Source organism: Vibrio sp. Vb1127, from assembly GCF_033338735.1.
GTDB classification, from domain to species: domain Bacteria; phylum Pseudomonadota; class Gammaproteobacteria; order Enterobacterales; family Vibrionaceae; genus Vibrio; species Vibrio alginolyticus.
Map to the genome: position 1 here is coordinate 215413 of NZ_JAWOTF010000002.1, position 26382 is coordinate 241794.

A 26382-nucleotide genomic window follows, 5' to 3' on the forward strand; every position below is an offset into this window, starting at 1 on the left:
GAGTATTTTTATACTGAACGCGCGTAAAGTAGTTTTAAGAGGATCATTTGACTTGATAGAACAAAACCCCGCTATTTTTGAGCAGGGTTTTGCAATTAGATAAAGGGGCTAACCGATGATGAAGAAGAAAATCGCGGTTGCAACAATACCAATCAACGCATAAGGAAACTGTGTGGTTGCGTGTTGCATTGCTGTACAGCCTGAACCTTGTGCAGATAACACGGTTGAGTCACTAAAGAAACAAGAGTGGCTCCCTGCCGCTGATGCTGAAAGCAGCGCTGCAACGGTTAAGTGTAGAGGCACACCAAGCTGTTCGCCCAAAGGTAGAACAATTGGCATCGCTACTGCAAACGTTCCCCAAGACGATGCCGTTGCAAATACCAACGCGCCCGTAATCATAAAGATAATCGCAGGGAAGTAAGACGCTGACAGGTAAGGGCTGACGGTCTCAATGACATACTGCGTGACGCCCAATGAGTCGTTGACCGATTTCAACATGAAACCACCAATAACGGTCGCAAGCGGCAGTAGCATAACTTTAATGCCATCATAAACAGCTTCGAACATGTCGTTCATCGAGATCAGTTTTTGTGCGCCGTAAAAGCTAATAGTAAAGATTAACGCGACGAAAACACCAGCAAGTAGATCGATACCAAAATACCAACTTGCGGCAACAAGTACGATCATTGGTAACAAGAAGTTGACAAGGCCCATGGTTGGGTTGGTATGTGCAGATACATCGGGACCAAAGTCGACATCTGTTGCACCGTCTGGACGAACTTGACCATTCTTCGCACGCTTTTCTGCCTTTTTCATCGCACCTAGATCTGGGATCTTTTCCATTGCAACCAGCAAAACAATCACCAGCGTTACCCAGCCGTAAGCCATGTATGGAATAGCTTCAATGTATGCTTTGATACCATCTCCCGCTTCTGCTACTCCGTTTGCTTCTAGCAACGAACTGAAGAAAATTGCCCAAGTGGAAATCGGTACGAGGATACAGATAGGCGCGGCGGTTGAATCCACAAGATATGAGAGCTTTTCACGCGAGATTTGGTAGCCGTCCGTAACTTTTTTCATTGAGGAAGAAATTGCAATCGCATTCAAATAATCGTCGATAAAGATCAGAATACCTAAAGCAAAGGTCATCAGCATCGATTGCTTACGGCTTTTTACTTTCGTGACCAGCATGTCGGAGAAGCTTAAGATACTGCCGCCTTTCTCCAAAATAGCAATTAGGCCGCCCATCAAACCACAAACGAGGATGATCCAAGCAATAGTTTCATCCATCATTACACTCATGGAAATATCAACAATCTGTTCCACCGCTTCAGTTGGGTTAAGCAGAAGAACACCGGCAATAGCGCCGCTAAAGAGGGCTTCCACAGTTCGGTGTGTTGTCAGCGCAAAGACCAATACCAACGCCGTTGGTAAAAGACTCATCCATCCGTAGGCTTCGCCTTCCTCATGGTTCAAACCGATTGTGGTAAAAAAGACAAACGTCGCAACCGAGATTAAAGAAACAATAATGTGTTGAGAGTTGATTTTAAGAGGCGCATCCAGCGCCTTGGTCTGCGTAGTCATAAAGTTCATTTCCTTTGTTTATGCCGAGTGCAACATCCAGTCGATTTCCAATGGAGTAATCGCTCGCTCAAATTCTGCGAGTTCACTCTGTTTGCAAGCTAGATACAAATCGATAAAATCTCTTGAGATGTATTGAGCTAGCTCACTGTGCTCCAGTCGCTCTAGAGCTTCTGACATACGCAGAGGTAACTCAATTGCATCATCACTGAGAGTCGGTGGACATTGATCTTTGGTGTAGCTTTCACTCGCTAATACTGCGGAAAGTACTACTGCAGCGAGAATGTATGGGTTAACGTCAGCGCCTGCTATACGATGCTCTATACGGCGATTTTTGCTATCGCTGATAGGCACACGCAACGCAACACCGCGGTGGTTTTCTCCCCAATCGGCTTTGGTTGGGACGTAAGCGCCAGGAACAAAGCGACGGTAAGAGTTAACGTTAGGACAGATTAGGGCCATGGCATCGGATGTTTGTGACAGCATCGCTGCCATGGTTTGATAGAAGAAGGCGCTCGCTTGACCGTCTGGTTGGCTAAAGTGGTTGTTACCATCTGTATCAACCAAGCTGAGGTGAATGTGCATGCCATTACCCGCTTGCTCACTAAAAGGTTTCGCCATAAATGTGGCGTCAAATCCGTGCTGATGAGCGACCTGGCGAATCAAGCGTTTTGCGATGATGATTTCATCACATGCTCGAAGTACATCTTTAGAATGGTTGAAGTTGATTTCGAACTGCCCTGGTGCCGATTCAGATAGGGCTCCGGAAGTGTTTAAACCTTGTTCTAATGCAATTCGATTAAGGTCGGCCAAGAAATCAGCGTAGTCATCTAGTCCATCAAGGTCGTAAACCTCGGTATCTTTTTCTCGAGTTTTTTTCGTGGGGTTAATTGCCGTTAATGGTTCGCCATTTTCGCCGCGGGTTTTGTCTATTAAATAGAACTCCAGCTCGAGCGCGACACAAGGATATTGGTCTTTAGCATGCAGTGTTTGCAATATAGAAGCGAGAATGTTTCGGATGAACAGTGGGTTAGGGTGCTGCCCGGTTTCATCCATCATACTAAGCAGTAGCTGACCAACTTGTTCTTTTGCCGTCGGCATTAAGGTGCCGCTGATTGGATAGCAGAGGTTATCTGGTTCTCCGAGATCTTCTCCCAACCCGGCTGTTTCAACGACGTTACCTTTGGTATCTAGGGTGATGGTCGAAAGGGGGAGGGCAACACCTTTATTCAGTTTTTCTAGAGCATCTATCGGGATGCGTTTTCCTCTTGGGGTGGCATTTATATCGGTAAAGATGAGATCGATAAATTCAATATCGGGCCATTTTTGTTTAAAATTTTGTACTTCCTGTAGATACGATTCCATTTTCTTCTCCAAATAGCCTGACGAGTAGAAATTAGAAATAACCAAATTAACAAATAAATTACAGTACTCTGAGCGAGTTGTTTGTTTTTTAGGTTATTTTTAATTTAAACATGCACTTACACTGTGTTTTTGATGTTTAACGGCTGGTTCTTATGTCTTTCTGTTAACTATTTTGTAACAGTTGGTTTTGTTTTGTTCAATATAATGAGCATAAATATTCAGTTTTGAAGCCTAAAAAGTGCGTCAGATCACGTTGTGACGATAATAATGGTCATCTGTGTTGATAATTTTGTACATGGTTTGTAGGGTTTGTGTTAAATAAATTGAACATGGACATATCATGGCAGATACACACAAACCCATCATTGGTGTGGTTAGCTGCGCTAAAGAGTTGGGTGGCTATCAGATACAAGCGGTCAACGACTTTTACCTTCGCGCCATAAAGGATTTTGGAGGGCTACCGATTATGTTGGCTCCCGACATGTCGGGCAATGACGTAACCACCATCCTAGACATATGTGATGGTTTTCTTTTTCCTGGCAGCCACTCTAACGTTGCGCCACATCGATACAATGCAACGCACGAAGAGAGCTACAAAGATGAAGCTCGTGATGAACTCTCATTCACGTTAATTCGTCATGCGGTTGACCAAAACATTCCGTGCCTTGGTATTTGCCGCGGCTTTCAAGAGATGAATGTAGCACTCGGTGGCTCGTTAAACCCAGCCGTTCATGACTCCGGCTTCAATGACCATCGTGAAGCGCCTGTTGAAGATTTCGAACAAAAATACGCGCCAGCACACGCTGTGCTAGTTCAAAAGCAGAGCTTATTTGAACAATGGCTGGTGCAAAATCATTGGGAAAATACCACCTTCTTTGAAGTGAACACACTACACAACCAAGGCGTCGATCAGCTTGCTCCTCTATTACAAGTAGAAGCTAAAGCCCCGGATGGCTTGGTAGAAGCATTTAGTCTTCCTAATCAAAAATTTTTCGTTGGCGTGCAGTGGCACCCAGAATGGGAAGCAAAAACCAATCATTTCTCTCAAATTTTGTTCAATGAATTTATGATGGCTACCTCTCGTTAAACGTTTGGAGCTGTATGAATGGACAATCAAGAGATTGGTAAAAATATTGTTCAGTTACGAAAAAAACATGGATTGTCACAAAGGGAACTAGCCGAGCGCGCTGGTATTACCCACAGTGCAATCTCATCCATTGAAAATGGCAAAGTGAGCCCGTCGGTCAGCTCACTACAAAAAATCGTTAATGTATTTTCTTTATCGTTATCAGAGTTTTTCACTTTTGAACAACCTTCGAACGATGAAGTGAAAGTAGTCATCAAGCCGTCAGATCTTGTGGAAATCGGGAGCGAGACGGTGTCCATGAAACTGGTAACGAATGGCGACAAAGATCAAGTCATCGGATTCTTGATCGAGGAATACGCACCTTATGGAACCACTGGTGCGGCAGAAATCAAACACGAAGGCGAAGAGATTGGCACCGTATTAGAGGGTGAAATCACTCTGGAATATAAAGGGCAATCTCATGTCATAACAGCGGGCGAGTCGTACATTATTGATACGACGAAGCCCCATCGATTTACAAATCACACAGACAAGGCTTGTCGAATGATAAGTGCGCATACGCCAACCACATTTTAGTGGGGGCTTGCCTTGTGTGATCACAAGGAGAGCGTATGAAAACCCAAGAGCAATGGATTGAACTAAAAAACAATCTAAACATCGAAAACAGGGCGTACATTAACGGTGAATACAGTGCCGCTTTAACAGGGCAAACCATCCCGGTAGTTAACCCAGCAACAGATGAGATATTCACCGAAATCGCCCGTTGCCAAAATGAAGATGTTGATCTCGCGGTTTCATACGCTCGCCAAGCATTTCAATCCGGTCAGTGGAGCGAGAGCAGCCCAGCTCATCGCAAAGCAGTGCTTAAACAGTTTGCTGACTTGATTGTTCAACACCAAGAAGAATTGGCTCTGCTAGAAACGCTTGATACCGGTAAGCCTATCTCTCACAGCTTCTCTACCGATATTCCTGGCGCGGCGAGTGCATTACGCTGGTACGCAGAAGCAATCGACAAAGTATACGGCGAAGTTGCCCCAACCGAAAAAGATGTACACGCTTTTATTTCTCATCAACCAATTGGTGTGGTTGCTGCGGTTGTACCGTGGAACTTCCCCCTTTGGCTTGCGTGCTGGAAGCTTGGTCCTGCTTTAGCCGCTGGTAACAGCGTGATTCTAAAACCGTCAGAAAAATCTTCTCTCACCGCGATATTTCTAGGTCAACTTGCTTCTCAAGCGGGCTTACCAACAGGCGTTTTCCAAGTCATTACGGGTTTTGGTCATGAAGCTGGCGACGCGCTGGCGAAACACCAAGACGTAGACTGCATCGCCTTCACAGGCTCGACGCGCATTGCAGGCCAACTGATGGTCAGATCGGGTGAGAGCAACCTAAAGCGCGTGTTTGCAGAAGCGGGCGGCAAGAACGCGAACATCGTGTTTGAAGATTGTGATGATTTAGACCGCGCAGCAGCAGAAACCGCCGCAGGGTGTTTCTACAACCAAGGTGAGGTGTGCGTCGCGGCAACCCGCCTGCTTGTTCACGAAAGCATCAAAGATCAGTTCTTAGAAAAAGTTATTCAAGCGTCGAAAGCGTTCACGCCAAAAGACCCAATGGACCCAAGTTCATCCATGGGAGCGCTTATCGATCAAGATCATAAATCAAAAGTGTTGGAATACATCTCGTTAGGTGAATCAGAAGGTGCAAACGTACGTTGTGGCGGCGATGTCGATGGGCAAGGTGCATTTGTTTCCCCAACCATTTTAGACAACGTCGACAACAAAATGCGTGTCGCTCAGGAGGAAATTTTTGGTCCGGTGCTGTGTGTCATTCCATTCAAAGACGAAGCGCAAGCAATTGAGATCGCTAACGATTCGAAGTACGGCTTAGGTGCTGCACTTTGGAGCAGCAATATCAACCGCGTTCATCGCGTAGCAAAACGACTGCAAGCCGGCTCGGTTTGGGTCAACAACTACAACGAAGGTGATATGACGGTCCCATTTGGAGGATTCAAAATGAGCGGAAATGGTCGAGACAAGTCTCTCCACGCGATTGAAAAATTCACCGAAACCAAAACCACTTGGATTCGCCTCCATCCTTAAGCCTGCTGACGATTACGATAAATAAAGGAATAGTTCTATGAACAAGCATACGGATTCGTTCTACGCGCACTCTGTGCCAAACATGCCGGAATACCCACAGTTGCAAAACGACATCGAGTGCGATGTGTGTGTAGTCGGTGCGGGATTTTCTGGTCTTTCTTCTGCACTACACCTTGCAGAAAAAGGTTTTAAAGTCGTTGTGCTAGAAAGCGCAAAAGTGGGCTTTGGAGCAACTGGTCGTAACGGTGGTCAAATCGTTAACAGCTACAGCCGAGATGTTGACGTGATTGAAAGCCGTTACGACCAAAACCAAGCTAAAGCTCTGTGCGATATGATTTTTGAAGGCGGCGATATCATCCGTGGCCTGATCGACAAATACGACATCAACTGTGATTACAAGCAAGGCGGCTTGTTCACGGCACTGAACAGTAAACAACTCAAAGGGCTAGAAGAACATAAGAAGAACTGGGAGCGTTACGGCAACGACCAACTGACTCTGCTTGACGCAGGAGAGGTAGAACAAGCGGTAGGCACTAAAGTATACACTGGCGGCTTGTTGGATATGCGCGGTGGTCACATTCACCCGCTTAAACTCGCGTTAGGTGAAGCCGCTGCGTTTATTTCTCTGGGTGGCCAAATCTTCGAACAGTCGGCGGTCGTATCGATTGACAAAGGGATTAACCCAGTAGTGAAAACAGCGCAAGGCAGCGTGAAGAGCAAGTACGTGGTACTGGCAGGTAACGCCTACCTTGGTGGTTTGGCACCAAACATCAGCAACAAAGCGATTCCGTGTGGCACACAAGTGGTGGCGACTCAGCCTTTGAGTGATGAGCAGCTAAAACAAGTGCTGACCAGTGACTACTGCGTTGAGGACTGTAACTACTTGCTTGACTACTTCCGCTTAACCGCCGACAAGCGTTTGTTGTTCGGAGGTGGCGTGGTTTACGGCGCACGTGACCCAGAAAACATTGAAGCATTGATTCGTCCGAAGATGGAGAAAGTCTTCCCACAATTGAAAGGCATCAAGATTGATTACACCTGGACGGGTAACTTCTTGCTGACTTACTCACGCATGCCGCAATTTGGCTCGTTTGCAGACAACATTTACTACCTACAAGGCTACAGCGGTCACGGTGTAACGTGTACTCACCTAGCAGGCAAGTTGCTGGCTGAAACCTTGACTGGACACGCAGAACGCTTTGACGCGTTTGCCGCTCTGAAACATTACTCCTTCCCGGGTGGCCGCCACTTCCAAATTCCGTTTACGGCAATGGGCGCGGCTTACTACAACCTACGTGACAAACTGGCGATTTAAGAGATAAGGAATATCCAATGAGCAAAGTAGTGAAATTTGCAGCCCTTCAACTGACGAAAAGCTGGGATCTGGAAGATAACTTAGCCAAAGCAAAAAATGCGATTCGTGAAGCAGCACAAAACGGTGCGAACGTGATTCTTCCTCAAGAGCTGTTCGCCGCACCTTACTTCTGCAAAAAACAAGAAGCGAAGTATTTCGAGCTTGCAGAAGAAACGGAGAATTGTCGTCTTATTAAAGAGATGAGTGCGTTGGCTAAAGAGCTCGGCGTGGTGATTCCTGTCAGCTACTTTGAAAAAGCGGGCAATACGTTTTTTAACTCGCTAGTAATGATAGATGCCGATGGCACGGTACTAGATAACTACCGCAAGTCACACATTCCTGACGGCCCGGGCTACAGCGAGAAGTACTACTTTAGCCCTGGCGATACCGGTTTCAAAGTGTGGCAAACCAAGTTCGGTAAGTTCGGTGCTGGCATTTGCTGGGACCAATGGTTTCCAGAGCTTGCACGCAGCTTGGCTCTGCACGGCGCGGAAGCGATTTTTTACCCAACTGCAATCGGTTCTGAGCCTCAAGATCCGACACTGGATTCACGTGACCACTGGCAACGTACAATGCAAGGTCACTCGGCAGCAAACCTCGTTCCAGTGATTGCGTCAAACCGAGTGGGCACTGAAGTCGATGATGGTATCGAGACGACGTTCTACGGCTCTTCTTTTATCACTGACCACACTGGTGCAAAAATTGCCGAAGCACCACGTGAAGGTGAAACCATCATTTACGCAGAAATCGATCTCGCTGCGATAGCGAAAGCGCGTCATGCGTGGGGCTTGTTCCGCGACCGTCGTCCAGACCTTTACACCAGCGTTGGTAAGCTAGCTGTTTAAAGAGGCGTTAGTATGAAGTTATCGACAACACCAGCGCAAGATGGCTTCTATTTTCCGGCTGAGTTTCAGCCGGTTAGTGAAGTTTGGCTAGCGTGGCCAGAAAGGAAAGACAACTGGCGTGATGACGCATTACCCGCGCAAGAGACTTTCGCCAGAATCGCGAACTTAATCGCGGAAGTGACCAAGGTGTGCGTGGCGGTATGCTCGCACAACTTTGACCGAGCGCGTCAAATGCTCCATTCAGACGTACGTTTGGTGGAAATCCCATTTAACGATGCGTGGATGCGCGATATTGGGCCGACCGTGCTTGTTAATCAGGCGGGTGAGCGCCGTGGGATTAGTTGGCAATTTAACGCGTGGGGCGGCGAATACAACGGGCTTTACGATAACTGGCAGCAGGACGATCTTGTCGCTGGCTCGGTGTGCGACATCATCGGTATTGATTATTACCGCACACCGTTTGTACTTGAAGGTGGGGCGATTCACACCGATGGTGAAGGCACCCTTTACACCACAGAGGAGTGCTTACTCAGCCCAGGACGTAATCCTCAGTTGAGCAAAGCGCAAATCGAAGAGCAGTTAAAGGCGTACCTCGGTATCGAAAAAGTCATTTGGTTGCCAAATGGTTTATTCAATGACGAAACAGACGGCCATATCGACAACCTGATGCACGTTATCGCACCGGGTAAAGTGGTACTAAGTTGGACCGATGACCCAAGCGATCCGCAATACGCGTTATCTCGTCAAGCGGAACAAGTACTGAAATCTCAGCACGATGCGAGAGGGCGCGAGATTGAAATTGTCCGTTTGCCATTACCGGGTCCGTTGCATTACAGCGAGCGTGAAGCCAATGGCATTGACGCCAGTTCAGGAATGAGTCGACAAGCTGGCGAACGCCTAAGTGCCTCTTATGCCAACTTTCTTATCGTCAACGAGCATGTGTTCTTGCCGATGCTGGACGAAGAGACCGACGCTATGGCGATCGATATTTTGCAAAACGCGATGCCGGAATACCAAATCATCGCGATACCGTCGAGAGAGGTTCTACTCGGCGGAGGGAACATCCACTGCATTACGCAGCAGATCCCTGCTTAAACATAAACTCGCCGCTGGCTTAGCGGCGATGATGAGTTGTCAAAAGGAATGACCATGCAACAGATACAAAACCAAAGCCTTGTTTCGTTTATGGTAGCGAATCCACAACAGGGCATTGCAGTGACTAATCCGGCGACCGGAGAACTCCTCGGGTACGCACCAGTCTCAACCGAAAACGACATTTTAAATGGCATTGAACGTGCCAGTGTGGCGCAGAAAGAGTGGACGGCACTGCCAGCAAAAATGCGTGCTGGCATGCTCAATCGTTGGTTCCAACTCCTGTTAGAAAACAAAGCCGACCTTGGCCGTTTGATGACGTTAGAGCAAGGTAAGCCGCTAGCGGAAGCTCAAGGTGAAGTGCTTTACGGTGCGAGCTTTATCGAATGGTTTGCTGAAGAAGCGAAACGTACCTACGGTGAGACGATTCCTGCCCCAAGTGCTGACAAGCGTTTGGTGACCATCAAACAGCCAATTGGTGTCGCCTGTGCGATTACACCGTGGAACTTCCCAATTGCGATGATCACGCGCAAAGCAGGTCCAGCTTTAGCGGCAGGCTGTAGCTTTGTCGTAAAACCATCTGAATCTACGCCGCTGTCTGCGTTTGCGGTCGCAGAGCTTGCCTATCAAGCGGGTATCCCTCGCGATGTGCTGCAAGTGGTATTGGGGGAAAACTCCCGTCAGGTCGGTGCTATCTTCACTTCACACCCGTTGATTCGTAAGTTGTCTTTCACTGGCTCTACTCAAGTCGGTAGCGTGCTGATGCAGCAAAGTGCGGCTGACATCAAACGTACCTCAATGGAGCTCGGTGGCAACGCGCCATTTATCGTATTCGATGATGCGGATATTGATGCAGCTGTGGCAGGCGCGATGGCGTCGAAATTCCGTAACGCAGGTCAAACGTGTGTTTGTGCGAACCGTTTCTATGTACACAGCAAAGTGTATGACGAATTCGTTGCTAAGTTTGACGCTGCGGTTCAGCAGCTCAAAGTTGGTAACGGATTGGAAGAGGGGGTCAACATTGGTCCAGTGATCAGCGAGTCAGCGAAGCAAGGCATTCAGACGCTTATTGATGGTGCTATCGAGCAAGGCGCGAAGCCGGTTTCAGAGCTTAAAAAGCTCGATGGTCTATTTATGCAGCCAGTGGTTCTCAAAGACGTTACTCACGACATGAAGATTGTTTCCGAGGAAATCTTTGGCCCTGTCGCGCCAGTGATTCGTTTTGACAGCGACGAACAGCTAGTCGAAATGGCGAACGACACCATCTACGGTCTCGCGTCGTACTTCTACAGCCAAAACATTCACCGTGTTTGGAAAATCGCAGAAGCGCTCGAATACGGCATGGTCGGCATTAACGAAGGTATGATCTCTACTGAAGTGGCTCCTTTCGGCGGTGTTAAGCAGTCTGGCATCGGACGCGAAGGAGCAAAACAAGGTATCGATGAATATATGGACGTGAAATATCTCTGCTTTGGCGGCAACTAATTAAGGACAAAACAATGACAAACCAACAACTGCACGAAAGAAGAAGCCAAGTTATCGCTCAAGGCATGGGCGCACTGTACCCACTTTACGTAGAGAAAGCAGAAAACGCTTACGTATGGGATATCGAAGGCAACAAATACATAGACTTTGCAGCGGGTATCGCGGTAACTAACACCGGGCATTCTCACAAGCGCATTAGCGAAGCGGTAAAAGCTCAGCTGGACAATTTCTCACACACGTGTGCGATGGTTACGCCATACGCGTCATTCGTAGAGCTGGCTGAAAAGCTGACAGAACTTGTACCAGGTGAGACTAAGAAGAAAGCGATCTTTCTAACCACTGGTGCCGAGGCGGTCGAAAATGCCGTAAAAGTGGCACGCGCTCATACAGGCCGTAGCGGCGTGATAGCGTTTAAAGGAGGCTTTCACGGTCGCACAAACATGACGATGGGGTTAACTGGTAAAGTTGCGCCGTACAAAGCGGGCTTTGGTCCTTTCCCGAACGAAATCTACCACGCGCCTTACCCAAATGCGTTTCACGGCATCAGCGTTGAGCAAAGCTTACAAGCGATCGACGATCTATTTGCTTGTGATATTGAACCATCACGTGTTGCGGCGATCATCTTCGAGCCAGTACAAGGTGAGGGCGGCTTCTACAAAGCACCTGAAGCGTTTGCACAAGGCTTGCGTCAGCTGTGTGACAAGCACGGTATCATGCTGATTGCCGATGAAATCCAAACGGGTTTTGCTCGTACCGGTAAAATGTTTGCAACAGAGTACCTAGGCATTGAACCAGACCTAATGACAATGGCGAAAGGCATTGCTGGTGGTTTCCCAATCTCAGCGGTAGTTGGGAAAGCGGATGTGATGGACTCTGCACTACCCGGTGGTTTAGGTGGCACTTATGCGGGCTCGCCACTTGGTTGTGTTGCTGGTCTTGAAGTGCTGAAAATCATCGAAGAAGAAAACTTGTGCACTAAAGCGATGGGCATTGGTGAAGTGGTCAATGCACGAATGACTAAGCTGCAACAGTCAGTACCTGCTATCGGTGAAATCCGCACTACTGGTGCAATGATGGCGATTGAGTTTACTGACCCAGAATCAGGCAAACCACTGCAAGAGATGACCAAAGCGGTGATTTCTAAAGCGCAAGAAAACGGCCTTATCCTGCTTTCTTGTGGAGTAAAAGCGAACGTGATTCGTCTGTTACCTCCACTGACCATCGAATCTGACGTGCTAAATGAAGGCCTAGATAAGTTGGAAAAAGTGATTCTTGAAGTGGCGTAATTCACGCACTTTTAAATAGCAATAACAAATAAAGGAAGCGGTTGGCATCAATCGTTTCCTTTTTGTTTTTTAGCGTATCTGCTGCCTATCTAAAAAGTATTGCTCAAGATCCAAGTTGTCACTTTTATTACGGATGACTTAACAGTTGGGCTCGTTCTTACTTTTCACTTAGTCGCTACTTTGTTCTCCTCGAATGTGGTTTGGTGCCCACATTCTAAATCCCGACATCTGAAAGCCACTTGAGTCTATAATTTTATTGAGCGTCATTCCTCACTTTTTGGACTATAAAAATGAGATAGTATTCATATCCCACTTAGGTTGCTTGACAGATTAGCAGGACGAACTTTGATAACAAAGAATACAAGGTATGCCATTTTACTCGGCTTAGTTCCCATCGCCATATTTGTAGTGGCCTTTCATTCGATAACCAACTTTTACGTCAACTCGGTAAAAGCGTCGAAAATAGATGCTTACGTAGATTATTTAAATCAAAGGTCTGCCTATTTGGACGGAGCAATAATGAAGCAGATTGCTCAGTTAGATTTTACTTGTAGTGATAGTGATGTAAGAACTTTACGCGACCCACGTTTTTATAACCGTTACATTCGTTTTATTGCGATGACCACAGAAGGCGGAAAAACGTGTTCCACGGTTGGTAGTGAAGTGTCTCGCCCATCTAGTAGTGAACGATTTCAGATGGATGAGAACTTTTTCGCATCACTTATTTTGCCGCAACAGAATGACCAAATAGAGTGGATGGTCATTTATGATAATGAACACGTTGAAGTCTTCTGGGTGCTTGATAACAGTTGGGTTAACGAGGTAATAAAAACGCCTTGCAAAGACTGCCTATTTGTAGAGTTTAAGTATGATGAACCAATATTTGGTGATTTAACGATAAGCCGTGGCAAAGCGAATATTGCAGGAGAAGAAAACGCACTCTCAAAAGAGTTTTTCTTTTCAGGAGAGTCTCAAGCCAACATGCTCATCAAGATATACAGCGGTGAAAAACTTAAAAATTATGCTCAGGAAAGAGTACTTTTGTGGGGCGGTCTTGTAAGTGTGCTTGCTGGTCTTGCGACTGCCTTTGCATACATATCTGGTAAAAGCTTGAGAAAATCCATTACTGGTCTAATTGAAAATGGGATTAGTAATGCAGAATTTATTCCTTACTACCAGGCGATTGTCGATAGTCGCGATGGTAAGACAGTAGGATACGAAGCTCTGATTCGATGGTTGCGGCGTGATGGAATGGTGCCACCAAATATGTTTATTGGTGCTGCAGAAGAAAGTGGCCTGATTATCCCGATGACCAATCAGCTTATTCGTAAAATCATACAAGACTTAAGTGACTTGCCCGAGCATACGTGGGTCAGCATCAATATTGTTTCCTCCCATTTAGAGTCAGGTGTATTAACGAAGTTGCTGTCGGAGTTAAATTGGCCAATCTCTAATAGAATTCATTTTGAGTTGACCGAGAGAATACCAGTAAAAGACACTGAGGCCGCGAAAAAAGAGATTTTGTATTTAACGAATAAAGGCTACAAGTTCAAAATTGACGATTTTGGTACCGGATATGGTGGCTTTTCTTACCTACAAGACTTGGGCATCCGATGTCTAAAAGTGGATAAGATGTTCATTGATCCAATAGGATCTGACGACCAAAAATTGAAAGTGCTGGACTCAATTGTGTCTGCAGCGAACAAAGCGGAATGTGAGGTGATTGCAGAAGGTGTAGAGAGCCAGGCTCAAGTCGAATACCTGGCTCAGCATGCGATTTACCTTATTCAAGGTTATGTTTACGCTAAACCAGAGCCCCTGACTAACCTTGCAAGTGCTTAATAGCCATAACGTCATAACATCCCGCTTTAAAGGTGCCAGTTTCCTAGGTTAGCGCTGATTTCTGCTGGTAGGCTCACACTTGAGGATTCCTAACACTCTCATTACTTCTAGAGTGTTAGGAATTAGCGTTACTTAGGAGGAGAGTGCTGCTCTTTTCGCTTTGATTGACGTAATGAGCTGAGGTAGTAATGACATTACGATCATTCCTAGCATTAAGCTGTATTGCAGAGGAGTGAACGTTTCCCCCAATAGCAGTAGGCCTGAAACAATGCCTGCGACTGGGTTTGCAATACCACCAAAGGTAAAATCTACGACCGACATCCGCTGTAATAACCATACATACATGCCATACCCTAATGCAGTGTTCAGAATAATTACCCACAGTAACCCTAGAATATTCGTCATGGATACGTCCTGAACGACCGTAACATATGGCTCTGGATTGTTTATCGCCAGCACACTTGTTGCGATAGACATAATCACGCCACCCAAAATGAGCTGCCATGTTAGCACTGTCCACCAGTGCATTTTTGTACCTAGTGACTTTGTTACGCTACTTCCTATCACGATGCACATAATGGCGGAGATCATCGCAAGTAAGCCCACGGGTTCGAGAGAAATAGAGCTAGGATCAAATAAGAACCAAGCTAAAGTAATCAAAGTTGCGCCGCTTATCGCTTGAATGCCACTAGGCTGACGTTTGTAGACCGCCCAACCAAACAGCATCGCAAAAACGGGGACCGAAACCATACCAACACCAGAGATGGCAGAAGGAAGCGTCAACGCCATGACAAAAATGAGACCAAAGAAGCAAGCGATGTTGATGGTTCCTAAAACAAGCAGCACTTTCCACTCACTTCTTTTTGGAAACGAGGGCTTTATTGCCAGCAACAAAAGACCCGCAGGCAGTGCCCTTAGAGCACCAAGTAAAACGGGAGGCCAGTCCGGTAGAGTAAACTGAGTAACAGCGTAAGTCGTCCCCCAAAAAAAGGCAGGAATCATCGCAAGTAAAATGTTCATGTTAAATATCTTTATGTAGAGATAATTAAATGTAACGATATCGGCAAGGTGGCTTTTTGTAAAGTATCTTTATGTTAAAATAAAAAATATATGATGTTTGGAGAGAAATAATGGATGCAATTGATAGAGTGGTAGAGCAGTGGGCTAGGGAGAAGCCAGACCTCGACACTGAACCAATGGCAATAATGGGTCGACTAATGCGAATTGCAAAACACATGGAATCTAGGGTCGCCGAGCTACATAAGAAGTACGATCTGAAAATGGGTGAATTTGATGTGTTAGCGACACTGCGTCGAGCTGGTTCACCATATTGTCTTACTCCTTCAGCGTTAATAGAGTCGATGATGCTCACTTCGGGTGCGATGACCAATCGCTTAGATAAACTTGAGAAGAAAGGGTTTATTACCAGAACCCATAGTAAAGAAGACCGACGTAGCGTCACCGTTGAACTAACAGAGCAAGGCTTAACCTTAATTGACAAGCTAATTTTGGAGCATGTAGACGTTCAGCAATCGTTATTGCATGGTCTAGAAGGCAATGAAAAAGCGCAGGTTAACCAGGCGTTAAAATTGCTATTGCCACAATTTGAGTGAGAACGCAGAAGGAGGTAGGGGATATGAAAAGCAAAGAACTAGAACAATACTTAAGTACCTTCATGTGTGCAGAAAGTGATTTCCCATTTGGGCCTGAAGCGGTTGTATACAAAATCAAAGGCAAGATGTTTGCCATCATTGCAGAGAGAAACGGTCGGGAGTATGTCAGCGTAAAAGTAAAACCAGAAGATGGAGAAGTCTTAACGTCGCAGTTTACGGACATTATCCCGGGTTATCACTTAAATAAGCGTCATTGGATAACGGTTTATTTTAACGGTGATGTCGAGGATGGGTTGATTCAAGATTTGTGTGAACGCTCTTATTCTCTTGTCGTTGCCAAGCTGCCGAAAGCACAACGAGCGTTGCTTGGTGAGTAATCGGCAACGCACTGGCCTCTGTTGTTTTGTCGCTCGTTGCTCGTAGCCTTTACGGAAAAATTCGCACCTTTTTCATCCTCGGGCTATATAAGAATAAGAAGGTGGAAAAGGGGAATGATATGCGAGCATTATCTGAATGGCTAAAAGAATACGGGGAGAGTCACCAAAACCCTATCAACCAAAAGATTCACACAATCGCAGTTCCAGGTATTTACCTTTCTGTGGTTGGACTTATTTGGTCGATTCCCCAGATTTCATTATTAGGCTTCGAACTTAATTGGGTTTGGGTAGCGGTGATCCCCACTTGGGTTTTCTATTTTCGTTTGTCTCTGAGCGTATTCATGATGATGATCGGCTACACATTAGCGTGCATTGGCCTTATTTGGTCTCTAGAGGTATTGATGTTGCCCGTTCTGCATATTTCTATGCTTTTGTTTAGCGTATTGTGGATATTGCAATTTATCGGTCACAAGATTGAAGGTAAAAAACCGTCGTTTTTTGAGGATTTACAGTTTCTACTCATCGGCCCGATTTGGGTGTTCAGAAAACACTAGCGATAAGCAAAATCAGGCATCATCCGAATGACACAAGACATATAACGTTCAGAGATTATGTAGCTCTTACTACAGAATACCTCTCCTTCTTATTGCCACGACAAGCATTCACTTTAGATACGCACTATGATTAAAGAGGTGCCAACGCACTTTACGCTATCGAGATGCTTAAACTTACGGCAAGTTTACTTTAGGGGGGATGAATGTACGATCGACAATATAAATATGCCTATTGGAGAGAAGAGCGTAAAAAAGGCAAATGGCACTATATATTAAAGTCCTTCTTTATGATTTGTTGTGCATTACTGCTTGGTAAAGTCATCGGTTTGTTCATTTTTGGAGAGCTGCATTCTTTAAGCGACATTTGGGAACAACTCCCAGCGGATGTTTTTATTATGATGCTCGTGGGCTTTCCAATTAGTGTCCTTGGTTGGTACCACGAAGAGTCAAAGTTTTTCCGGGCACTGCGACGCAAAGAAAAGCGGTTAAAAGGCAATCAAAATAAACCGAAATAGAGTAACCTTTGTCTCTGTTTGGATTGCCACTTACCTATCTGATCGATTCTATCCCTTCCAGTTGTTTAGCGTTTAGTTACGTGTTGCAAAAAGCCTTCTTAATACAACAAACAGCCCCCAGTGTTGTGGAAGTTGGTACTGTAAGAAACATTAAAAAACGAAGTTGAGCATTAGCGTATAAAGGCTCGCACTGTCATCCTTTGGGGCTGATGAAAACGCGCCAGAGCTATTATTGTAGGCGTTGAACCTTTGCCATTCTGCGTTTAGGGAAACGTTGTAATCTAGGTCGTATCTCAATCCGAGTAAGAAACTGTCTCCACTTTTTTTATCCCGACTATTAAACTGCTGACCGTAAACAATATAAGGAGTCAGCTTGTTTACATTATAACTTGTTGTCGCGTACCAAGATGAGGAAAGATTGCTGGTCTGTCCTTCTGCCATAATCACAATGTTATCGAGCTCGTATCTTAACCCTAGAGAGAACAGATCGATCGTGTTGTTTTTTTCTGTTTCAACTAGACGGTCAATGATTGTGGTTCCGCCACCGGGAGTGGACTGCTCAATGTTAGAGAGCGTCGTTGTTTGATCATAATCGCCGTGGAGGTAGGAAAAATTCCAACGATAGCTCTCTCCGCTTAGCGTTAAGTTCATCCCTGCAGTATTGTTTGACTCAATTTCCAATTCAGTACGTTCATTGATGGTTACGTCACTATTGTCTTTAAACCCGACAAACGGCATGGCAGTAAGTACGACTTGCTCATTGAGGTCATGAATCCAGCGTGCAGATAGGCCGTTATAAGCCGTGATACCTAGAATGCTGTCATATACCTCATTCGGTGGGCGGGCTTGGGTAAAAGCGTGGCCGACATAGTTGTACTCAGACATCAAAAACAGTGGCAGTCTTAAGCGTCCTCCTCGTATTTCTATGTTTTTATAGGTATAAGCCAAATACGCCCACTCGAGCTGAGGCGAGCTCCAATGGTCTTGCGGGCGCTTTACGACTTGTGCGGATGCCCGAAATGCCTTGTGAAAATAATCGAGCTGCATGCCGAAAGTGGTATCGCAATCGAAACAAGATTCATCGCCAATAAAGCGGTTAACTAGTACCGTAGTTGGGTTATCGGATTTTGCCCACGATGTAGAGCCAAAACCACTTAAAGAAAGTTGTTCTGTTAGTTCAATCGTGGCTGAGCTCGGAAAGGTCGCGATACTCAGCGATAACATGGTTAAATATTTTTTCATATCAATTCTCCGAGCTAACCACACATAAAACATGAGCATTACTAGGGACGCTCGATGTTGGGGCATAACCAATTCTATTCGGCTTCTCTTGCATCCATGCTATGAGGTCATCAATGCTGGAGCGTGCAATCACTTTTGGCGGTCTAGCTTTACCTGAAAAAGACAAGCTTGCCCAATGCGCGTTCATTTGCGCTAAATTTTTGTTGAGAAGATAACGATAGAACTCAGCTCTTTCTGTTGATGTCGCAGGCCAGTCAGAGAGTTCAATTCGCTGGCCTTGTAAAAGTTGCGTCTTCCCTCTGTACAACTTTCGCGCTTTATTGACAGTGAGCGGAGAGAATTCGTCATTAAATGAGAAAACGGCGTAGCTCTCTGCAGCGAGAGCTTGGCAATTTAATGAAAGAAGGGCAATCAGAATAAACAGATAGCGTTTTATGTAACGCAAAGGAAAAGCAACGCGAGAATGATTTCTACTCATAGAATCCACCTACATTGCTTGTTCAATTTGATACAACAGTTTTTCTTTGCGCACAGGCTTTGGTACGTAGGCATCCATTCCTGAATCAAAGCAGCGCTGAATGTCATCATCTACGACGCTTGCGGTTAATGCGATAATGGGCGTCTTAGCTAATCCTTTACTCGCTTCATAAGCTCTAATTTGCCTAGAAGCTTCAAACCCATCCATTATGGGCATCATGCAATCCATCAAAATAACATCAAACTTTCCATCTTTTTGGAACATCTCGACTGCAATTTGCCCGTTTTCAGCGACTTCGAATTGATAACCTGCTTTAGATAGCAATAGAGACGCCACTTTCTGGTTCACTCTATTGTCTTCGACAAGCAAGATGCGTTCGGAGCGAATAGGCGTTACCGTTGCTTCTGGTTGCTCTGAACTCGCAGGTAGTTTATGAGTTTTATCGGGGGTAGTGTTCTCTTGGTGTGGTTCAGCAGGCGTCGTGTTGGAAACACGTAACCCAATTGCCTTATCTAACTTCTCTTTAAGCAACCCTGCTTTAAACGGTTTGGGCACATAGTCATCCATTCCAACGTCAAAGCATTTTTGTATATCGTCATCGACCACACTTGCCGTTAGAGCAATAATCGGAATTCTGAAAGCGCGTTTTTCTTTTACTTCTATTTGACGAATTATTTGGGTGGCTTCAAATCCATCCATTACGGGCATCATGCAGTCCATTAAAATTATGCTGTATTGATTCTGTTGAAATTTCTCAACCGCTTCTTGTCCGTTTACTGCGACATCAAAGTCGAAGCCAGCTTTTGTGACGTGTAGCCCCGCGATTTTTTGATTGACCGTATTGTCATCAACGACCAAAATTTTCGGCAAAGATTTAACATGTTGCGCTGAAATGCTCTCTTGTTGTGCGTGCGAGAAATTTGCCGCACAACTTTCAAGTGCTTTAATTAAGCGCTGCCCTAGTAGTGGCTGAGTGACCAAGGCGCTGATACTGCTTCTAAAGTCGAATTGTGGGCTATGAAGGTGCTTGATGAGGCAGACACGAATGTTTCGTTTACAAAGGCTTTCTATCTCATCGATATGCATCGCCGCTGCATTTGGTGATGCTTCTACATGAATAACGATAACGCGCTCGTTATCAATCCACGTTGGCAACGCACTTAAGGTATCTACTGACTGCGTTATATTGATGTTGAAAAAACTTAACTCGTTACGCAGTTTTTGTTCTAGTTGAGTACTGCTGCATACAATCCATATGTCGTTGTGATTCAGAGCGTGATAAGCGTTAAACTCTTGCGTCACAACAGGAGCAGTTAGTTCAAAGAAGAAGCGACTGCCTTTACCTTTCTCGGATTCAAGTTGAATTTCTCCACCCATTAGCTCAACTAATTGCGTGCTAATGGCAAGCCCAAGTCCAGTTCCCCCAAATTGTCGGGTAGTAGAGTTATCCTCTTGGGCAAATGGAGCAAATATTTTCTTTTGCTGCTGGGCATCAATACCAATCCCAGAATCTTTAACGGAAAACTCGATGACCGCTTCACCATTTTTTATTTCGCGGGTGATGACCGATAGCTCTACACTGCCTTGTTCGGTAAATTTTACCGCGTTAGACATGAAGTTCATGACAACTTGGCGTATACGATGGTCATCCAACATTACGTGGTAAGGCGTGTTACGGCTAATGTTGACTTGCACATCGATGCCTTTTTCCTTTGCTTTCGGTGAAATGATAGAAGCAATGTCATAGATAGACTCTCGAACACAAGTTGAATGTGGGCTAATGAGCAACATCCCAGATTCAATTTTTGAGAAGTCTAGAACGTCATTAATTAAACTCAAAAGCAGTTGGGAGGAGGTTTCAATCGTATCGACGTAATCGCGTTGTGTGGCAGTCAGGGAAGTATCGGATAAGACTTCAGAGATACCAATAACGCCATTTAGCGGCGTGCGGATCTCGTGGGACATGTTGGCCAAAAAGCTACTTTTGGCTTTACTCGCCTTAATTGCATCATCTTTTGCTTGTTCTGCATCTTCTTTAGCTTGTGTGAGCTTTAGTCTGGACAACATCCGCTCATCACTAAGCTTTTTTACCTCTCGAGCAAACTTACTCAGCTCGTCTTTACCCTTTATTAGTTGAGCAAGAGGTGAATTTTCAGTGTTACTTTGTTCATTGCTTTCGTTACTGAGAAATTTGAGGACTAGATTCAAGTTTCCAGTAACTTTTCGCACCAATCTTAGCGTTAAACTTACGACCAACAGCGTTAAAAGGCTCATCATTGCGATAAAGGTAAAGCGGTGCTGTGTCGTCGTGTTGATTGTCTTTGATATATCATCACTCAGCTGCTGTTCCATTTTGTCGTCAACACTTTGTAATAACGATAAGCGTTTGTTGAGTGCAGATAACCCCGCATCAATCTCATCCGGGGTTAATGATTTGAGTTGAGCTGGTTGCAATAAATAGGCACGAAACTCTTGGCTTTTGATAAAGACTTCACCCGTAAACGTCTCAATGAGCAGATCTACTTGTTGTTGATTGGCATTTAGCGTCACAAAACGCTCTAGAAATAGTTGTTGGTTCTGGATTAAAGATTGGATAGAAGCCTGTGTTGTGAGGTCATACTCGTTATTTTCCTCTGAAGATCGAATCAAATATTCGCTTAATCTATGCTCTTCAGTGGACCAAAACATCAACCATTCAAGTTGCATCAAAGAAGAAAGGTGAGTGTTTGTTTCATAACTCACATTTCTAAAATAGACTTTGTCTAAGCTCATGAGGATTTCTTTGAACGTATCAGCGCGCCACTCTGCCACATCTAACTTTTCTTCTTGATTTTGCGAAGAGAGCGTCGAGAGGGTTGCTTCCTCAAAGCTTGTCAACTGGTTTAGTATCTCAGCGTTTTCACCGAATATTGGTGCAGCGGTGTCGCGTAACAATTGAGATATCTGCTGAGTTTTTAGTTGCTTATCTATTACATCAGGGTTATTCGGTAGGTGATAAAGCGAAGATACGCGGTCGATGTAGACAGAGAATAACTGTGCTTTTTGTAGTTCCTGAGCCTGGATAGAAAGGCTTTGTACATGTTTACCCGCGAGGACAAGCAACAATAAAATTGGCAGCAAAACCAACCCAAATAGCTTTTGTTTTACCGACAGGTTGTTCCAAGAAAAGATTCCTACCACGCGCATTTCCATATCCAAGAAGTTGATATGAAAAGTGTAGTTTATTTATCTCAGATGTTAGATTTTAAGAGAAAATTCATATTAATGAGGTGGGGGAAGTGTGACCGATATTGCATTACGAGTACTAACGCGCTAAGCGGCAATAGTTAACAAAACGGCGTTCTAAGCAAAGTGATTGACGCTTTGAGCGCCACTCCCTCGTTGGTATTCAAATGCAATCAATTCCTCGGCAGGTACAGGTCTACCTAAGAAAAAACCTTGTACGACGTCACAGTGGAGAGACTCCATTCGTGTGAGTTGAGTTTGAGTTTCTACGCCTTCGGCTACTACTTTCATTCTTAGGTTGTGAGCCATGGATACAATCGCGCGAACTAATGAATCGTCTTGATCGCTTTTTCGGATTTGAGCGATAAATGAACGATCAATCTTGAGCCCGTCAAAAGCCATATGTTGTAGGTAGGCAAGGGCTGAATACCCCGTACCAAAGTCATCTAGCCAAACTTCCACTCCGATACTTTGTAGTTTTTTAAGCACATATTGAGCTTTCTCTGTATCATCAATAAAAAGTGACTCTGTCACTTCAACATGAATGGTTTGAGGGGCGACATCATGTCGTCGTAAATACTTAGAAAATAATTGACTTAAATCTTGGCGATAGATTTGTCTTGGGGACAAGTTTAATGCGATGTGAAAATCAGTACCGAAATGTTCTGCCCACATTGCCCGCTGAGCAACTGCCGTCTCAATGATATGTTCTCCAAGCTCCAATATTAAATCACTTTGCTCTGCGATCGGGATAAACGATTCTGGACTGATATAGCCTTTCTCGGGATGATTCCACCTAACCAATGCTTCGACCCCAATTAGGCGATAGGTTTTTAGATCAAATTGTGGTTGATACCACAGCTCGAATTGAGACAAATCACGTACTGAACGACGCAGTTCTCGTTCTATGTATAAACGTTGTTTAATCGTTTCATCAAACGTGGAATCGTATATCGTCATAATGTCTTTACCGCGTCTTTTGGATTCCTGCGCCGCAAGAGAAGAAAGCTGTAAAAGAGACTCAGCGTTTGAACCAAATTCTGGATACACAGCAATTCCGAGGCTTGCCGTAATTTGAATATCGTTCTCTTCCAAACTAAAGGGAGAGAGTAGTTGGCGATGAATAGCGTGCGCTTTTTCTCTAGCTTCATGATTGTCCGAGCACGGAAAGGTCAGTACAAATTCATCCGCACCTACTCGACTTACGATGGTCGAAAGGCGGTAAAGCGGCTTAAAATAACTCGGCAAACGGCCTTGAAGCTCTGAGGCAAGATGGCCTAGCAATTTATCCCCAATGTTATGTCCATAGTTATCGTTAATGTGCTTAAAGTCATCCAAGTCAATAAACACAACCGCGAGTGAGGGGGATTTGTGGTCAGTTATTTGCGTTTGAATATCAATGAGTAACTTTTCTCGGTTTGGCAGGGAAGTCAGAATATCGTGGTACGCCATGAACTCAACTCGGCTGGTGTATCGGTTCACTTTGTTTGACATTTTGTTGTACGCCGAAATAAGTTCTCCCACTTCATCTTTGCTTTGTATGTCGGTGACTGGCAGCGCTTGGGTATTTGACTCTGAAAATTGATCTTTTAGTTGCTTGAGTGGCTTAGTTAACGACCGCCCCAAAGCATAAGCGATGATGCTACCGAATAGAACGGATATCCCACTGATCGTTAGCAGCAAGTTAAACATCTTCTGTTTATCGTTTGAGGTAATCGCTTGGACTTGTTCAATGTTCTGTTCTTTCTCTTCCAGTAGATGTATCAAGTTAAGCTCAAGATACACCGCCCCAAGAGTAATGTTTGATTGCTGAATCGGCGCTGCGATCTCCAACTGATGCTTGGAAAAGGAAACGAGAGTTCTGGATTCTTCTATTGCTTTCAAAATAAAAGGAGAGCGGTAATGAGGTTGGGCAAACATCCTTAGCTGAGTAGTGCCGTCGTGAAAGATTAGCCCTTCATTGTCAACAACATGTATTTTCGAGACATCTGGCTGGCTCAATGTGGCCTTAATTTGCTCATACGCTTGACTGATATTGTCTGTATAGAGTGGATCAAAAAGCTGTTTTGATAATAGCTCTGCATAAACCAACCCTTTTTGCTTAACGTAAGATTCTGTTTTTTCTTGAGAGTTGTTCGTGATTTGTTGAGTTAAGCTATTTGAATACGCATCGTAACCGTGCATGTATAGCGCAAGATTTATCACCACAACAAACAAGACAACGAACATTGTCGAGCAAATGTATTTGGTTTCGAGTGAGAGCTTTTGAAACATCAATCCACCTTCGGTAACAAGTGAACTGACTTGCGCACTGTACTTAAGGAGGCTCGCATTTCTGGAGTAAGCGCGCTGAATTTTTTGGTGTTCTGAAACTTTTTAAGTGCGAGAGAGCCTTCGTGAGTTGTATCCATATCAAGCAGTATGGACGTGATTTTACGCTGTTGCTCAAGGCTCATGCTTGGAGAAGCGAGAATCAAATCCCTGGGTATTTCAACAGAACGAGAAAAAATCGCTAGTTTGTCTTTCATGTTCTCTGGCAAATCTTTGGGATTGTTCCAGTTGAAGTTACTGAATGCTCCAGCTGCAACTCTCTGTTTATATACCCACACAGATAGGTTGATTTCATTTGACTGAGCGAGTTGCTCATCAAGGAATAAATAACCAATACTGTCTTTGGCCGGTTTGTCATCAGGAGAGGGAAGGTATTGCAGTTTTTCTCCGTGATTCAGCAATGTAATCGCAGGTAGGTAATAGCTGCTGGTAGACGTGCGCTTTTCGAAAACAAGCGTTTTCCCGCGCAGGTCAGAAAATGACTCAATGCCACTCTCTTTATTAGTAAAGAACACCGTATGATATTTTTGCAGGCCTTTTTTCCATCGTATAGCGAGGACTTGGCTATTAGACTCCTTTTCTAAGGTCATCGCATTAAAGGGGGTCGCCGTTGCAATTTGAACGGTGCCATTTTCAAGCGCAACCGCGAGCTGACGATAATTTTTAAATACCTTTACCGCCCCTTTTGCGTAACCATATTCAGCCATATTTTCAGTTACATACTGGGTAAGGGGCGTCGCTTTTTTGATTTTACTTTGGGCTTTATTCGACACAATGCCAAACGTGAATGTTTTCTCAATATTATCTTGTGCACTGACGACAAAAGGTGAACTCAGCAAAGTGAGTAATAACAGAGTGCAGGCAGGTTTCATCCGGCTTCAACTTCCTTCTGGTGCATGTCAGTAATATTTAGTATTTATCAATGTGCCGAAATCAATCTTAAAAACAGTATGATGTACAAATTTCGTTGTGTGCGCACTTTTTATAATGTGACTCGGTCACTTATTCCGTTCAAATAGTACCGAATTTGACGTTTATGTACAGGATGAATGTATCACCGTGAGTCTGAATTCACTGGATTCTTGGTCAAGCGCTGTATTGGCTGTGAGCTAATGCGCCTTATGTATCGCTATTTTGTACTAAGAAAATTTTTCCAATTGTTTTTGATACTTTTTCTCGAGAGCTTCATTGCCTGCTGCACGTTCAAGTTGAATCATGAGTTGCAAAGAGGGCTTCTTCACGCCATACATTTGATTGAATCTCATTAATCGAATTCTAGCTTCAGTATAATCACCGCTATCAATTTCTATTTTAGCGAGTTGCAAAATCGATTTTGGTCTATGAGGGTCATGATCGATAGCTCTAGTAAAGTAGTATCTCGCTTTGTCTTTATCTTGTGATTTTAGAGCACAAAAAGCTGCATTCTCATAGCTTGCTGGAATAAGGTAGTAATAAGGCTGCTCAATGGCTCGATTAAACATCTGATCGGCTTTTTCGAAGTCACCTCGCTTGCAAAGAAAAGTACCGTAGTTATTGAGCACATTTCCGTTTTTAGTATGTTGGCGTAGAGAGCGTTTATACATCTGTTCGGCTTTAACATCTTCACCAACCGTTTCGTAGTAGTGAGCCATAGATAATTGCGCGCGATAGTATTGAGGTGCGTGGTTTAAGGCTTGTTGTAAGTTATCATGCGCGCGAATCATGTTACCGCCGTTTAAATAACCTAAGCCAAGTGCGATACGTGATTCTGCCATTGCCACAGGATCGGCTTTAACGACAGGGCTTCCATCTTCTTTCACCGTCACGCAACCCACGAGTGCAAACTGAGACAATAATATTAGTGCACCGAGCTTTGCTGTTTTCATTCTTTATCCCTACATCCCTGAATCTTTCTGCATGATATGAATTACTTAGCAAAAGCCTATTGAGGAAAAAACACTATGCGATCAGGTTTGCAAACTGTTATGAAAAAGCCGCCATATGGCGGCTTGGTTCACATATTACATTTCGGTAA

The 26382-nt window shown here is 44.7% G+C and carries 22 protein-coding genes; 13 read left to right on the forward strand and 9 right to left on the reverse strand.

The window, feature by feature from the left end; translation table 11 throughout:
• Window positions 1–108: 108 nt before the first annotated feature.
• Window positions 109–1584: a Na+/H+ antiporter NhaC family protein gene (locus R7H07_RS04940; protein ID WP_005377816.1), complete on the reverse strand. Its 1476-nt coding sequence runs from the start codon at window positions 1582–1584 to the stop codon at window positions 109–111.
• An 18-nt stretch (window positions 1585–1602) separates the two neighbouring features.
• Complete coding sequence (locus tag R7H07_RS04945) at window positions 1603–2946, reverse strand: glutamine synthetase family protein (RefSeq protein WP_017820915.1); 1344 nt, start codon at window positions 2944–2946, stop codon at window positions 1603–1605.
• Between the two features lie 340 nt (window positions 2947–3286).
• Between R7H07_RS04945 and R7H07_RS04950 the strand changes: the two genes are divergently transcribed.
• From R7H07_RS04950 to R7H07_RS04990, 9 genes are all read left to right on the forward strand, one after another.
• Window positions 3287–4033, forward strand: a complete 747-nt coding sequence (locus tag R7H07_RS04950; RefSeq protein WP_169628436.1) for a gamma-glutamyl-gamma-aminobutyrate hydrolase family protein — start codon at window positions 3287–3289, stop codon at window positions 4031–4033.
• Between the two features lie 18 nt (window positions 4034–4051).
• Window positions 4052–4609, forward strand: a complete 558-nt coding sequence (puuR, locus tag R7H07_RS04955) for an HTH-type transcriptional regulator PuuR (RefSeq protein WP_005377813.1) — start codon at window positions 4052–4054, stop codon at window positions 4607–4609.
• A gap of 35 nt (window positions 4610–4644) precedes the next feature.
• On the forward strand, window positions 4645–6129 hold the full coding sequence (locus R7H07_RS04960) for an aldehyde dehydrogenase (RefSeq protein ID WP_206959179.1): 1485 nt from the start codon (window positions 4645–4647) through the stop codon (window positions 6127–6129).
• 37 nt (window positions 6130–6166) lie between these two features.
• Window positions 6167–7444, forward strand: a complete 1278-nt coding sequence (locus R7H07_RS04965; protein WP_017633977.1) for an NAD(P)/FAD-dependent oxidoreductase — start codon at window positions 6167–6169, stop codon at window positions 7442–7444.
• Between the two features lie 17 nt (window positions 7445–7461).
• The gene (gene aguB, locus R7H07_RS04970; protein ID WP_085569515.1) at window positions 7462–8328 is read left to right on the forward strand and encodes an N-carbamoylputrescine amidase; all 867 of its coding nucleotides are present in this window, start codon (window positions 7462–7464) and stop codon (window positions 8326–8328) included.
• Between the two features lie 12 nt (window positions 8329–8340).
• Window positions 8341–9423, forward strand: coding sequence for an agmatine deiminase (gene aguA / locus R7H07_RS04975; protein WP_206959181.1), 1083 nt, complete (start codon window positions 8341–8343; stop codon window positions 9421–9423).
• Window positions 9424–9477: 54 nt separating this feature from the next.
• Entirely contained in the window at window positions 9478–10905 is a 1428-nt protein-coding gene (locus R7H07_RS04980) for an NAD-dependent succinate-semialdehyde dehydrogenase (protein ID WP_206959182.1), read from the forward strand.
• A gap of 14 nt (window positions 10906–10919) precedes the next feature.
• Window positions 10920–12191 (forward strand): 4-aminobutyrate--2-oxoglutarate transaminase, encoded by a 1272-nt coding sequence (gene gabT, locus R7H07_RS04985; protein WP_206959183.1) that lies wholly within the window; start codon window positions 10920–10922, stop codon window positions 12189–12191.
• A gap of 519 nt (window positions 12192–12710) precedes the next feature.
• Complete coding sequence (locus R7H07_RS04990; protein ID WP_206959253.1) at window positions 12711–14033, forward strand: EAL domain-containing protein; 1323 nt, start codon at window positions 12711–12713, stop codon at window positions 14031–14033.
• A 132-nt stretch (window positions 14034–14165) separates the two neighbouring features.
• On the opposite strand, the gene R7H07_RS04995 is transcribed toward R7H07_RS04990, so the two are convergent.
• Window positions 14166–15053, reverse strand: coding sequence for a DMT family transporter (locus tag R7H07_RS04995; protein WP_017633983.1), 888 nt, complete (start codon window positions 15051–15053; stop codon window positions 14166–14168).
• A 110-nt stretch (window positions 15054–15163) separates the two neighbouring features.
• Between R7H07_RS04995 and R7H07_RS05000 the strand changes: the two genes are divergently transcribed.
• From R7H07_RS05000 to R7H07_RS05015, 4 genes are all read left to right on the forward strand, one after another.
• Window positions 15164–15646, forward strand: coding sequence for a MarR family winged helix-turn-helix transcriptional regulator (locus R7H07_RS05000; RefSeq protein ID WP_053350391.1), 483 nt, complete (start codon window positions 15164–15166; stop codon window positions 15644–15646).
• 23 nt (window positions 15647–15669) lie between these two features.
• Complete coding sequence (locus tag R7H07_RS05005) at window positions 15670–16023, forward strand: MmcQ/YjbR family DNA-binding protein (protein WP_206959184.1); 354 nt, start codon at window positions 15670–15672, stop codon at window positions 16021–16023.
• Window positions 16024–16142: 119 nt separating this feature from the next.
• Complete coding sequence (locus R7H07_RS05010) at window positions 16143–16577, forward strand: DUF962 domain-containing protein (RefSeq protein WP_206959185.1); 435 nt, start codon at window positions 16143–16145, stop codon at window positions 16575–16577.
• A 203-nt stretch (window positions 16578–16780) separates the two neighbouring features.
• A complete protein-coding gene (locus tag R7H07_RS05015; protein ID WP_005377799.1) occupies window positions 16781–17092 on the forward strand; it encodes a hypothetical protein in 312 nt (103 codons plus the stop codon).
• 150 nt (window positions 17093–17242) lie between these two features.
• On the opposite strand, the gene R7H07_RS05020 is transcribed toward R7H07_RS05015, so the two are convergent.
• The 6 genes from R7H07_RS05020 to pilW all read right to left on the reverse strand — a co-directional run bounded on the left by R7H07_RS05020 (window position 17243) and on the right by pilW (window position 26233).
• A complete protein-coding gene (locus R7H07_RS05020) occupies window positions 17243–18334 on the reverse strand; it encodes a hypothetical protein (protein ID WP_054577886.1) in 1092 nt (363 codons plus the stop codon).
• 1 nt (window position 18335) lies between these two features.
• Window positions 18336–18812: a hypothetical protein gene (locus tag R7H07_RS05025; RefSeq protein ID WP_017633987.1), complete on the reverse strand. Its 477-nt coding sequence runs from the start codon at window positions 18810–18812 to the stop codon at window positions 18336–18338.
• 9 nt (window positions 18813–18821) lie between these two features.
• The gene (locus R7H07_RS05030) at window positions 18822–21998 is read right to left on the reverse strand and encodes a response regulator (protein WP_206959186.1); all 3177 of its coding nucleotides are present in this window, start codon (window positions 21996–21998) and stop codon (window positions 18822–18824) included.
• A gap of 156 nt (window positions 21999–22154) precedes the next feature.
• Complete coding sequence (locus R7H07_RS05035) at window positions 22155–24311, reverse strand: GGDEF domain-containing phosphodiesterase (RefSeq protein WP_206959188.1); 2157 nt, start codon at window positions 24309–24311, stop codon at window positions 22155–22157.
• Window positions 24311–25240: a phosphate/phosphite/phosphonate ABC transporter substrate-binding protein gene (locus R7H07_RS05040; protein WP_033905206.1), complete on the reverse strand. Its 930-nt coding sequence runs from the start codon at window positions 25238–25240 to the stop codon at window positions 24311–24313. The genes R7H07_RS05035 and R7H07_RS05040 overlap by 1 nt, the downstream gene beginning before the upstream one ends.
• 267 nt (window positions 25241–25507) lie before the next feature.
• Entirely contained in the window at window positions 25508–26233 is a 726-nt protein-coding gene (pilW, locus tag R7H07_RS05045) for a type IV pilus biogenesis/stability protein PilW (protein ID WP_206959190.1), read from the reverse strand.
• Between the last annotated feature and the right edge of the window lie 149 nt (window positions 26234–26382).

Excerpts from the sequence above, each read along its gene's own strand:
- R7H07_RS04940 (WP_005377816.1), bottom strand. The coding sequence starts at position 1,584 with ATGACTACGCAGACCAAGGCGCTGGATGCGCCTCTTAAAATCAACTCT.
- R7H07_RS04945 (WP_017820915.1), bottom strand. The coding sequence starts at position 2,946 with ATGGAATCGTATCTACAGGAAGTACAAAATTTTAAACAAAAATGGCCC.
- R7H07_RS04950 (WP_169628436.1), top strand. The coding sequence starts at position 3,287 with ATGGCAGATACACACAAACCCATCATTGGTGTGGTTAGCTGCGCTAAA.
- puuR (WP_005377813.1), top strand. The coding sequence starts at position 4,052 with ATGGACAATCAAGAGATTGGTAAAAATATTGTTCAGTTACGAAAAAAA.
- R7H07_RS04960 (WP_206959179.1), top strand. The coding sequence starts at position 4,645 with ATGAAAACCCAAGAGCAATGGATTGAACTAAAAAACAATCTAAACATC.
- R7H07_RS04965 (WP_017633977.1), top strand. The coding sequence starts at position 6,167 with ATGAACAAGCATACGGATTCGTTCTACGCGCACTCTGTGCCAAACATG.
- aguB (WP_085569515.1), top strand. The coding sequence starts at position 7,462 with ATGAGCAAAGTAGTGAAATTTGCAGCCCTTCAACTGACGAAAAGCTGG.
- aguA (WP_206959181.1), top strand. The coding sequence starts at position 8,341 with ATGAAGTTATCGACAACACCAGCGCAAGATGGCTTCTATTTTCCGGCT.
- R7H07_RS04980 (WP_206959182.1), top strand. The coding sequence starts at position 9,478 with ATGCAACAGATACAAAACCAAAGCCTTGTTTCGTTTATGGTAGCGAAT.
- gabT (WP_206959183.1), top strand. The coding sequence starts at position 10,920 with ATGACAAACCAACAACTGCACGAAAGAAGAAGCCAAGTTATCGCTCAA.
- R7H07_RS04990 (WP_206959253.1), top strand. The coding sequence starts at position 12,711 with ATGAAGCAGATTGCTCAGTTAGATTTTACTTGTAGTGATAGTGATGTA.
- R7H07_RS04995 (WP_017633983.1), bottom strand. The coding sequence starts at position 15,053 with ATGAACATTTTACTTGCGATGATTCCTGCCTTTTTTTGGGGGACGACT.
- R7H07_RS05000 (WP_053350391.1), top strand. The coding sequence starts at position 15,164 with ATGGATGCAATTGATAGAGTGGTAGAGCAGTGGGCTAGGGAGAAGCCA.
- R7H07_RS05005 (WP_206959184.1), top strand. The coding sequence starts at position 15,670 with ATGAAAAGCAAAGAACTAGAACAATACTTAAGTACCTTCATGTGTGCA.
- R7H07_RS05010 (WP_206959185.1), top strand. The coding sequence starts at position 16,143 with ATGCGAGCATTATCTGAATGGCTAAAAGAATACGGGGAGAGTCACCAA.
- R7H07_RS05015 (WP_005377799.1), top strand. The coding sequence starts at position 16,781 with ATGTACGATCGACAATATAAATATGCCTATTGGAGAGAAGAGCGTAAA.
- R7H07_RS05020 (WP_054577886.1), bottom strand. The coding sequence starts at position 18,334 with ATGAAAAAATATTTAACCATGTTATCGCTGAGTATCGCGACCTTTCCG.
- R7H07_RS05025 (WP_017633987.1), bottom strand. The coding sequence starts at position 18,812 with ATGAGTAGAAATCATTCTCGCGTTGCTTTTCCTTTGCGTTACATAAAA.
- R7H07_RS05030 (WP_206959186.1), bottom strand. The coding sequence starts at position 21,998 with ATGCGCGTGGTAGGAATCTTTTCTTGGAACAACCTGTCGGTAAAACAA.
- R7H07_RS05035 (WP_206959188.1), bottom strand. The coding sequence starts at position 24,311 with ATGTTTCAAAAGCTCTCACTCGAAACCAAATACATTTGCTCGACAATG.
- R7H07_RS05040 (WP_033905206.1), bottom strand. The coding sequence starts at position 25,240 with ATGAAACCTGCCTGCACTCTGTTATTACTCACTTTGCTGAGTTCACCT.
- pilW (WP_206959190.1), bottom strand. The coding sequence starts at position 26,233 with ATGAAAACAGCAAAGCTCGGTGCACTAATATTATTGTCTCAGTTTGCA.